5 protein-coding genes are annotated in these 4,022 nt (G+C 67.1%); all 5 read right to left on the bottom strand.

Going from position 1 to position 4,022, the window contains the following annotated elements; genetic code table 11:
* Positions 1 to 51 precede the first annotated feature (51 nt).
* The 5 genes from ACFU7D_RS28995 to gap all read right to left on the bottom strand — a co-directional run bounded on the left by ACFU7D_RS28995 (position 52) and on the right by gap (position 3,887).
* On the bottom strand, positions 52 to 411 hold the full coding sequence (locus tag ACFU7D_RS28995) for an RNA polymerase-binding protein RbpA (RefSeq protein WP_160022595.1): 360 nt from the start codon (positions 409 to 411) through the stop codon (positions 52 to 54).
* Between the two features lie 132 nt (positions 412 to 543).
* On the bottom strand, positions 544 to 774 hold the full coding sequence (gene secG / locus ACFU7D_RS28990; RefSeq protein WP_008357155.1) for a preprotein translocase subunit SecG: 231 nt from the start codon (positions 772 to 774) through the stop codon (positions 544 to 546).
* 43 nt (positions 775 to 817) lie between these two features.
* Positions 818 to 1,627 (bottom strand): triose-phosphate isomerase, encoded by an 810-nt coding sequence (gene tpiA / locus ACFU7D_RS28985; RefSeq protein WP_378873809.1) that lies wholly within the window; start codon positions 1,625 to 1,627, stop codon positions 818 to 820.
* Entirely contained in the window at positions 1,627 to 2,850 is a 1,224-nt protein-coding gene (locus ACFU7D_RS28980) for a phosphoglycerate kinase (protein WP_378873806.1), read from the bottom strand. Before ACFU7D_RS28980 ends, tpiA begins: the two co-directional genes overlap by 1 nt.
* A 38-nt stretch (positions 2,851 to 2,888) precedes the next feature.
* Positions 2,889 to 3,887, bottom strand: a complete 999-nt coding sequence (gene gap, locus ACFU7D_RS28975) for a type I glyceraldehyde-3-phosphate dehydrogenase (protein WP_378727976.1) — start codon at positions 3,885 to 3,887, stop codon at positions 2,889 to 2,891.
* Positions 3,888 to 4,022: the final 135 nt, after the last annotated feature.

Genomic DNA, 4,022 nt, shown 5'->3' with positions numbered 1-4,022 from the left:
CGAGCCGACTCGGCGCCGATTTGTGTCAGAACGAGCCGACTCGGCGGTGTTTCAGAAGATGATCTCGCCGGACTTGCGGCGGGAGCGGAGCAGGGCGATTGCCTCCTCCAGGATGTCCTCGGCCTCGGCGTCGGAGCGGCGCTCCTTCACGTAGGCGAGGTGGGTCTTGTAAGGCTCGATCTTCGGCGCCGGGGGCGCGTTCTCCTCGTCCAGACCAGCCGGGAGCCCACACTTGGGGCAGTCCCAGGAGTCCGGTGGCGTCGCCTCGACGGCGAAGGTGATGACCGAGCGATGTGCGTTGGTGCAGAAGTAGGTGACGGCCTTCCGCGGCGCAGCCTCGCCGCGCTCCGCCTCACCCATCGGCCCAGCACCGACTCGGGAGCCCCGAATCGCGTTCCCTCCACCTGCCATGGTGCTGCGGTGTCCTCTCTCAACTTAAAGTTCGCAGCCCCGAGAGGCCACTTTGGGGGAATCGGACGGCAAAATCTCCGTCCAGCGTCGATGAGTTTAGACGCTATCGCGCGTGCGCTGAAGGGGAATGTTTCAGTAGGCCATCAGCAGGCCGAGCGCGATCACACAGGCGAACCAGATGACTCCGATGCCGATGGTGAGTCGGTCGAGGTTGCGCTCGACGACCGAAGATCCACCCAGCGAGCTCGAGACACCGCCACCGAACATGTCGGAGAGTCCGCCACCGCGGCCCTTGTGAAGCAGCACGAGCAGGATCATCAGCGCACTCGCGATGACCAGGATGATGGTGAAGAGAAGTTCCACGTCTGAAATCCTATCTGGAGAGCCCGAAACCTACAGCACTGGCCTAGAGAACTGGCAGGTCGTAGTAGCGCGAGATCGCGGCGAAGTCCTCGACCGAGAGGCTCGCCCCACCGACCAGAGCCCCGTCCACGTCGGCCTCCTGCATCAGCGCGGCCACGTTGTTGGGCTTGACCGAGCCGCCGTAGAGGATGCGTACGCCGGCGGCGATCTCCGCGCCGTAGCTCTTCTCGAGCTGGTCGCGGATGCCGGCGCAGACCTCCTGGGCGTCCTGCGCGGTGGCGGTCTCGCCCGTGCCGATCGCCCAGACCGGCTCGTAGGCGATCACGACCTGGCCGACCTCGGCGTCGGTGAGCCCGGCCAGAGAGCCCTCGACCTGCGCGGTGCAATGGTCGAGGTGGTTGCCGGCCTGGCGGACGTCGAGACCCTCGCCGACGCACACGATCGGGATCATCTTGTGCTTGAGCGCGATCTTGGCCTTGAGCGCGACGATCTCGTCGGTCTCGCCGTAGTGTTCGCGACGCTCGGAGTGACCCACGATCACGTAGGAGCAGCCGAGCTTGGCCAGCATCGCGGCCGAGACCTCGCCGGTGTAGGCGCCCGACTCCTGGGTCGCGACGTTCTGGGCGCCGTAGGTGATGCGCATCTTGTCGCCGTCGACCAGCGTCTGCACCGAACGGATGTCGGTGAACGGCGGGAAGACCGCCACCTCCACGGCCGCGAAGTCGTGACGCTTGTCGGAGAGCGTCCAGGCGAGCTTCTGGACCAGGACCACCGCTTCTTGGTGGTTGAGGTTCATCTTCCAGTTGCCGGCGATGAGCGGGGTGCGCCCCGCGGCCGGCTTCTTGGCCGCCATCAGCCCAGTCCCCCGGCCATGGTCGCCTCGTCGAGCACCGCGACGCCAGGAAGGGTCTTGCCCTCCAGGTATTCGAGCGACGCGCCGCCGCCGGTCGAGATGTGACCGAACTGGTCATCGGAGAACCCGAGCTGGCGGATCGCCGCGGCGGAGTCACCCCCGCCGACCACCGAGAGGCCGTCGATCGTGGTCAGCGCCTGGGCGACCGCGCGGGTGCCCTCGGCGAAGGCGGCCTGCTCGAAGACGCCCATCGGACCGTTCCAGAAGACCGTCTTCGCGCCCTCGAGCGCGGCGGCGTAGGTCTGCGCCGACTCCGGACCGATGTCGAGCCCGAGAGACTCGGACGGGATCGCGTTGGCCGCGACCACACGGGCGGAGGCCTCGTCGCCGAAGGAGTCGGCGACCACGATGTCGGTCGGCAGCAGGATCTCGACGCCGATCTCCTCGGCGCGCTCGAGGTAGCCGAGCACGGTGAGGATCTGGTCCTCCTCGAGCAGTGACTGGCCGACCTCGTAGCCCTGGGCCTTGAGGAAGGTGAAGACCATGCCGCCCCCGATGAGCAGCTTGTCCGCCTTGCCGAGCAGGTTGTCGATCACGCCGAGCTTGTCGGAGACCTTCGAGCCACCGAGGACGACCACGTAGGGACGCTCGGGGGTCTCGGTGAGCCGCTTCAGCACGTCGATCTCGGCGGCGACCAGGTCGCCCTGCGCGCTCGGGAGCAGCTTGGCGACGTCGTAGACCGAGGCCTGCTTGCGGTGGACCACGCCGAAGCCGTCGGAGACGAAGGCGTCGGCCAGCGCGGCGAGCTCGGCGGCGAAGGTCGCCCGTTCGTGGTCGTCCTTGCTGGTCTCACCGGCGTTGAAGCGTACGTTCTCCAGCACAGCGACCTGGCCGTCGGCGAGGCCGCCGACGACCGAGGCGGCGGAGTCGCCGACGGTGTCGGTCGCGAAGGCGACCTCCGCACCGAGCAGCTCGCCGAGGCGGACGGCCACGGGCGCCAGCGAGTAGGCCGGGTCCGGCTCCCCCTTCGGCCGACCGAGGTGGGCGACCACCACGACCCTGGCGCCGGCGTCGGCCAGCGCCTTGATCGTGGGCACCGAGGCACGGATGCGACCGTCGTCGGTGATCGTGGTGCCTTCCAGCGGGACGTTGAGGTCGGAGCGCACGAGAACTCGCTTGCCGGCGACACCCTGCTCGATGAGCTGCGTGAGATTCAGAGACATAACGGGCTAGACACTAACCTGTGAGGACCCTTGCTGGGTCACAGGCTCGCACCAACGTACGCCACCAGGTCACCGAGCCGGTTGGAGTAGCCCCACTCGTTGTCATACCAGGCCGCCACCTTGACCTGGTTGCCGATCACCTTGGTCAGCGGGGCGTCGAAGATCGAGGACGCCGGGTTGGTCACGATGTCGGAGGAGACGATCGGGTCGGTCGAGTAGACGAGGTACTTCCCGTCGGCGGCCTTCTCCATGATCGCGTTGATCTCCTCGACCGAGGTCTCGCGCGAGGCCTCGAAGGAGAGGTCGACGATCGAGCCGGTCGGGGTGGGCACGCGCAGCGCGTAGCCGTCGAGCTTGCCCTTCAGCTCCGGCAGCACCAGGCCGATCGCCTTGGCGGCTCCGGTCGAGGTGGGCACCACGTTGATCGCGGCGGCGCGGGCACGGCGCAGGTCCTTGTGGATGTTGTCCTGCAGGTTCTGGTCGGCGGTGTAGGCGTGGACCGTGGTCATCAGGCCCTGGTTGATGCCGATGCCCTCGTGCAGCGCCTTCGCCAGCGGCGCCAGGCAGTTGGTGGTGCAGGACGCGTTGGAGATGACCGTGTGGGCCTCCGGGTCGTAGACGTCCTCGTTGACGCCGAGGACGATGGTCGCGTCCTCGTTCTTTGCCGGGGCGGAGATGATGACCTTCTTCGCGCCGCCGTTGTCGACGTGGGCGCGAGCCTTGGTCGCGTCGGTGAAGAAACCGGTGGACTCGATCACGACATCGACACCGAGGTCGGACCACTTGAGGTTGGCCGGGTCGCGCTCTGCGTACGCCTTGATCTCCTTGCCGTCGACGACGATCGCGTCCTCGGTGGCGGACACCTCGGCGTCGAGCGGGCCGAGGATCGAGTCGAACTTCAGCAGCGTCGCGAGGGTTGCGTTGTCGCTGAGGTCGTTGACACCGACGATCTCGATGTCGAGGTCGGAGGCGCGCACCGCGCGGAAGAAGTTGCGGCCGATCCGGCCGAACCCGTTGATGCCTACTCGAACTGTCACGTGGACTCCTGGTTCGCGTCGAAAAGATTGTGCGCGGGATCACCCGCTGACGCCGACACTACCCAGCGCCTCTGAACAGCGGGAGACTGGGTTGGATCGTTCCAAAAGACGGACGAGTAGCAAACGGCCCGAGCC

Origin of the sequence: Nocardioides sp. NPDC057577, assembly GCF_042801335.1 — a bacterium.
Classification (GTDB): Bacteria; Actinomycetota; Actinomycetes; order Propionibacteriales; family Nocardioidaceae; genus Nocardioides.
Note: the sequence above shows the minus strand (reverse complement) of the source record. Positions and strands in the feature narration are given on the sequence as shown.